This window comes from Dietzia sp. DQ11-71, assembly GCF_014144995.1.
In the GTDB taxonomy this organism is placed as follows: domain Bacteria; phylum Actinomycetota; class Actinomycetes; order Mycobacteriales; family Mycobacteriaceae; genus Dietzia; species Dietzia kunjamensis.
In genome coordinates, this window is record NZ_JAALDT010000204.1 from 1 (window position 1) to 3,531 (window position 3,531).

The window sequence follows — 3,531 nt, forward strand, 5'->3', positions numbered from 1 at the left end:
TGCGCCCCGGGGGCGGCAGCCGACGCGGCTCAGCGGTCGAGGTTGACCAGGCCGAGCTGAGCGGCCTTGACCAGACGACGCGGCAGCGCCACGGGGCGGCCGTCGATCTTGGTCTCCTGGAGGGCGACGTTGTCGGCCTTCCACTGGGACCGGCGGGAGTGGGTGTTGGCACGCGAGAGGCGGCGCTTCGGAACTGCCATGATTATCGTCCTCGGGGTCTAGGAGGGTGGTCGGGGCGCGGACGCCCCGCTGCTCACTTGCGGCGGGTGCGGTTGCCGTAGCGACGCTGGAACTTCTCGACGCGGCCGGCGGTGTCCATGACGCGCTGCGCGCCGGTCCAGAACGGGTGCGACTCGCTGGTCACGTCCACGACGATGAGCGGGTACGTCTGACCGTCCTCCCACTCGACCGTGCGGCTGCTGGTCGCGGTGGAACGGGTGAGGAACTTGGTGCCCGTGCCCGAGTCCTGGAAGACCACCGGGTGGTAGTCGGGGTGAATGTCGTTCTTCATACTGGATCCCTCTAGCTCGGTAGAAGTCTGTGGGTCTGGCGCTCGCTCCTGCAAGAGCGCGCAATTGCCAGTGGCCGAACCGGGGATCCCGGTGTCAGCACACGCATCGGTAGATCGTACCCGTAGGATGGCCGGGCACCCAATTCGTGCGGCGCGGACATCCGGCCGCCGGAGCCGGTCCGGCCGCCTTTATGCCCACTGACGTGCCGATTACCGTTTCACGCGGTCGGGCCGTAAACTAGACCATCGCTGTTGTCTGCACGTTTGCTATCGCCTCTCACGGTGCTCGCGACGTGGCGGTAAGCCCCCCGTACGGCCCAGGCCGACCGAGGGTGCCCCCTCCGCCGCGCGCCACCGCAGGACGGGGCGGAAGGAGAACCACGCCATGTCGGCGCATTGCCAGGTAACGGGACGGAAGCCGGGTTTCGGCAAGTCCGTCTCGCACTCACACCGCAGGACCAACCGTCGCTGGAACCCGAACATCCAGCGCCGTAGCTACTTCGTGCCCTCCGAGGGTCGTCGCGTCACGCTGACGGTCTCGACCAAGGGCATCAAGACCATCGACCGCGATGGCATCGAGGCCGTCGTGGCCCGCATCCGCGCCCGTGGGGAGAAGATCTGAGATGGCACGTAACGACGTTCGACCCATCATCAAGCTCAAGTCCACGGCCGGGACCGGGTTCACCTACGTGACCCGCAAGAACCGTCGCAACAATCCGGACCGCATCGTCCTCAAGAAGTTCGACCCGGTCGTCCGTAAGCACGTCGAATTCCGAGAGGAGCGCTGACTCGTGGCCAAGAAGTCCAAGATCGCGCGCAACGAGCAGCGCAAGGCCAAGGTCGCCCGGTTCGCCGAGCGTCGCGCCGAGCTCAAGGCAATCATCAAGAACCCCGAGAGCACGGACGAGGCACGTATGGATGCCCAGACCGCTCTCAACAAGATGCCGCGTGACGCCTCGCCCGTGCGGGTGCGTAACCGCGACGTCGCCGACGGTCGCCCCCGCGGCTACCTCCGCAAGTTCGGCCTCTCCCGCGTCCGCATGCGCGAGATGGCCCACCGTGGCGAGCTGCCCGGTGTCACGAAGTCGAGTTGGTGAGTAGGTAACCATGGCTAAAGCACGTAGCACCCCGTCCAAGAAGATCCGCGCCCAGGAGGGCCGTCGACCCAAGAAGAACCCGTTGAAGGTGGCGGGTATCGAGACGGTCGACTACAAGGACGTCAACACCCTCCGTACGTTCATCTCCGATCGCGGCAAGATCCGTTCGCGTCGGGTCACCGGCCTCACGCCGCAGCAGCAGCGTCAGGTCGCCGTCGCGGTCAAGAACGCCCGCGAGATGGCCCTGCTGCCGTTCACCAGCCGCTGAGTCACCGCTCGGCGCGGGTGAACCGAACCGCCCGTCCCGCCTGCGGCCTCTAGCCGCCGACTCAGGCAACAGCAACCCGATCGGGGTCGTGCCTCCTCACGCAGGAGTGCGCGACCCCGATCGGCGTTACCGCGCCTACCGCTCCCCTCTCCCCCTCCCCTTCCCTCCCCGACACCAGGAGTTCACCCGTGGCCGGCGTCCTCAACGGCTTCGCCGTCATCGTCGCGCTGGTCGCGCTGGGCTGGATCCTCGCCCGCACCCTTGTTCTCGGTACGGACGCACGGCTGGTGCTCAACCGGCTCGTCTTCTACGTCGCCACCCCGGCACTGCTGTTCGACTCCCTCGCCCGCACCACCCTCGACCAGGTCTTCACCGGCGTGTTCGTGGTGTCCGCGGTGTCGGCGATCATCGTCGCGGTCCTGTACGTGGCGATCGCCCGGCTGTGGCTCAAGCGCCCGGCGGCGGACCTCGTGGTGGGTGCCCTGTCCGCCGGCTACGTCAACTCCGCCAACCTCGGAATCCCCATCGCGCTGTACGTCCTCGGGGACCTCGGGTTCGTCATGCCGCTGCTGCTCTTCCAGGTGGTGGTCCTCCAACCGGTCGCCATCGCCGTGCTGGAGCGGGCCGCGCGGGCCGAGGGGTCGGACGGCGGCGGGGACGGGGGCGCGCTCGGTGCGCTACTGCAGTCGGTCCGCACCCCGATCGTCCTCGCCGCGCTCGCGGGCGTCGTCGTCGCCGCCCTGCCCTGGACGCCGCCCGAGACTCTCCTGGAGCCCGTGCACCTGGTCGGCCAGATCTCCGTCCCCGGCGCCCTGCTGGTGTTCGGCATGTCGCTCTACGGGGTGAAGGTCCTCGAGGCCGGCGCCTCGCCCCGCCGGGAGATCTTCCTCGCGAGCGCACTCAAACTCGTCGCCCACCCCGTGCTCGCGTACGCCATCGGCGCCGGGCTCATGGGGATGCGGGGCCACGAGCTCCTCACCGTGGTGGTCGCCGCCGCGCTGCCCACCGCGCAGAACGTCCTCGTGGTCGCGACCCGGTACGGACACGGGACTCTGCTGGCCCGGGACTCCGCCGTCCTCACCACCCTCGGCGCGCTGCCGGTCCTCCTGCTGGTCTCCGCACTACTGGCCTGACCCGGCGGCGATCACGCCGACGAACACGACCGCGTTGTTGACGCCGTGGAGCACGATGCCGGGCACGATCGACCGGTACCACTCGGCCATCGCGCACAGCGAGATCCCCACCACCAGCAGGTACGGCAACGCCGGGGGCACCAGGTGCACGGCCGCGAAGACCGCCCCGGCGAGCGTGATCCCCGCGACGGCCCGCAACCGCGCCCGCAGGGCCGGCAGCACGATGCCGCGGAACACGACCTCCTCCGCCACGGGGATGAGCACGGCGATGGTCAGCAGTCCGAGCACGGCGAACACCGGCCCGCCGGACACCAGGTCGGCGATCGCCGCGTCGGCCTCCTCCCCCGTCGACTCCGCGCCCGCCCCCAGGGGGATCAGCACGAGGGTCGACGCGATGACGGCGGCGGCCATCACCGCGGGGATCTGCCACGCCAGGTGCCAGGGTGAGCGGTCCGGTGGCCGGAGGCCGACGTCCGCCCACCCGAGACCGCGCCGGCGCAGGAGGTGGATCCGCACCGCGAG

At 69.5% G+C, this 3,531-nt stretch carries 8 protein-coding genes; 5 read left to right on the forward strand and 3 right to left on the reverse strand.

Annotated features, from left to right (window positions below; translation table 11 throughout):
* Positions 1–29: 29 nt before the first annotated feature.
* Together rpmF and G6023_RS08180 are read right to left on the reverse strand one after the other, a co-directional pair.
* Complete coding sequence (rpmF, locus tag G6023_RS08175) at positions 30–200, reverse strand: 50S ribosomal protein L32 (protein ID WP_067713249.1); 171 nt, start codon at positions 198–200, stop codon at positions 30–32.
* Positions 201–253: 53 nt separating this feature from the next.
* A complete protein-coding gene (locus G6023_RS08180) occupies positions 254–511 on the reverse strand; it encodes a type B 50S ribosomal protein L31 (RefSeq protein ID WP_067713246.1) in 258 nt (85 codons plus the stop codon).
* Between the two features lie 385 nt (positions 512–896).
* Between G6023_RS08180 and rpmB the strand changes: the two genes are divergently transcribed.
* The 5 genes from rpmB (at position 897) to G6023_RS08205 (ending at position 3,009) form a co-directional block, all read left to right on the forward strand.
* Positions 897–1,133, forward strand: a complete 237-nt coding sequence (gene rpmB / locus G6023_RS08185) for a 50S ribosomal protein L28 (protein ID WP_010542299.1) — start codon at positions 897–899, stop codon at positions 1,131–1,133.
* 1 nt (position 1,134) lies between these two features.
* Positions 1,135–1,299, forward strand: a complete 165-nt coding sequence (rpmG, locus tag G6023_RS08190; protein ID WP_017836290.1) for a 50S ribosomal protein L33 — start codon at positions 1,135–1,137, stop codon at positions 1,297–1,299.
* A gap of 3 nt (positions 1,300–1,302) precedes the next feature.
* On the forward strand, positions 1,303–1,608 hold the full coding sequence (gene rpsN / locus G6023_RS08195; RefSeq protein WP_017836289.1) for a 30S ribosomal protein S14: 306 nt from the start codon (positions 1,303–1,305) through the stop codon (positions 1,606–1,608).
* A gap of 10 nt (positions 1,609–1,618) precedes the next feature.
* A complete protein-coding gene (rpsR, locus tag G6023_RS08200) occupies positions 1,619–1,876 on the forward strand; it encodes a 30S ribosomal protein S18 (protein ID WP_007632792.1) in 258 nt (85 codons plus the stop codon).
* Positions 1,877–2,064: 188 nt separating this feature from the next.
* A complete protein-coding gene (locus G6023_RS08205) occupies positions 2,065–3,009 on the forward strand; it encodes an AEC family transporter (RefSeq protein WP_163376481.1) in 945 nt (314 codons plus the stop codon).
* On the opposite strand, the gene G6023_RS08210 is transcribed toward G6023_RS08205, so the two are convergent.
* The coding region (locus G6023_RS08210; protein WP_182634933.1) for a CPBP family intramembrane glutamic endopeptidase at positions 2,998–3,531 on the reverse strand (534 nt) is incomplete at its 5' end. The two genes, G6023_RS08205 and G6023_RS08210, sit on opposite strands and share 12 nt — an antisense overlap.

What these genes read in the sequence shown, in the direction of transcription:
- rpmF (WP_067713249.1), bottom strand. Translation starts at nt 200, where the DNA reads ATGGCAGTTCCGAAGCGCCGCCTCTCGCGTGCCAACACCCACTCCCGC.
- G6023_RS08180 (WP_067713246.1), bottom strand. Translation starts at nt 511, where the DNA reads ATGAAGAACGACATTCACCCCGACTACCACCCGGTGGTCTTCCAGGAC.
- rpmB (WP_010542299.1), top strand. Translation starts at nt 897, where the DNA reads ATGTCGGCGCATTGCCAGGTAACGGGACGGAAGCCGGGTTTCGGCAAG.
- rpmG (WP_017836290.1), top strand. Translation starts at nt 1,135, where the DNA reads ATGGCACGTAACGACGTTCGACCCATCATCAAGCTCAAGTCCACGGCC.
- rpsR (WP_007632792.1), top strand. Translation starts at nt 1,619, where the DNA reads ATGGCTAAAGCACGTAGCACCCCGTCCAAGAAGATCCGCGCCCAGGAG.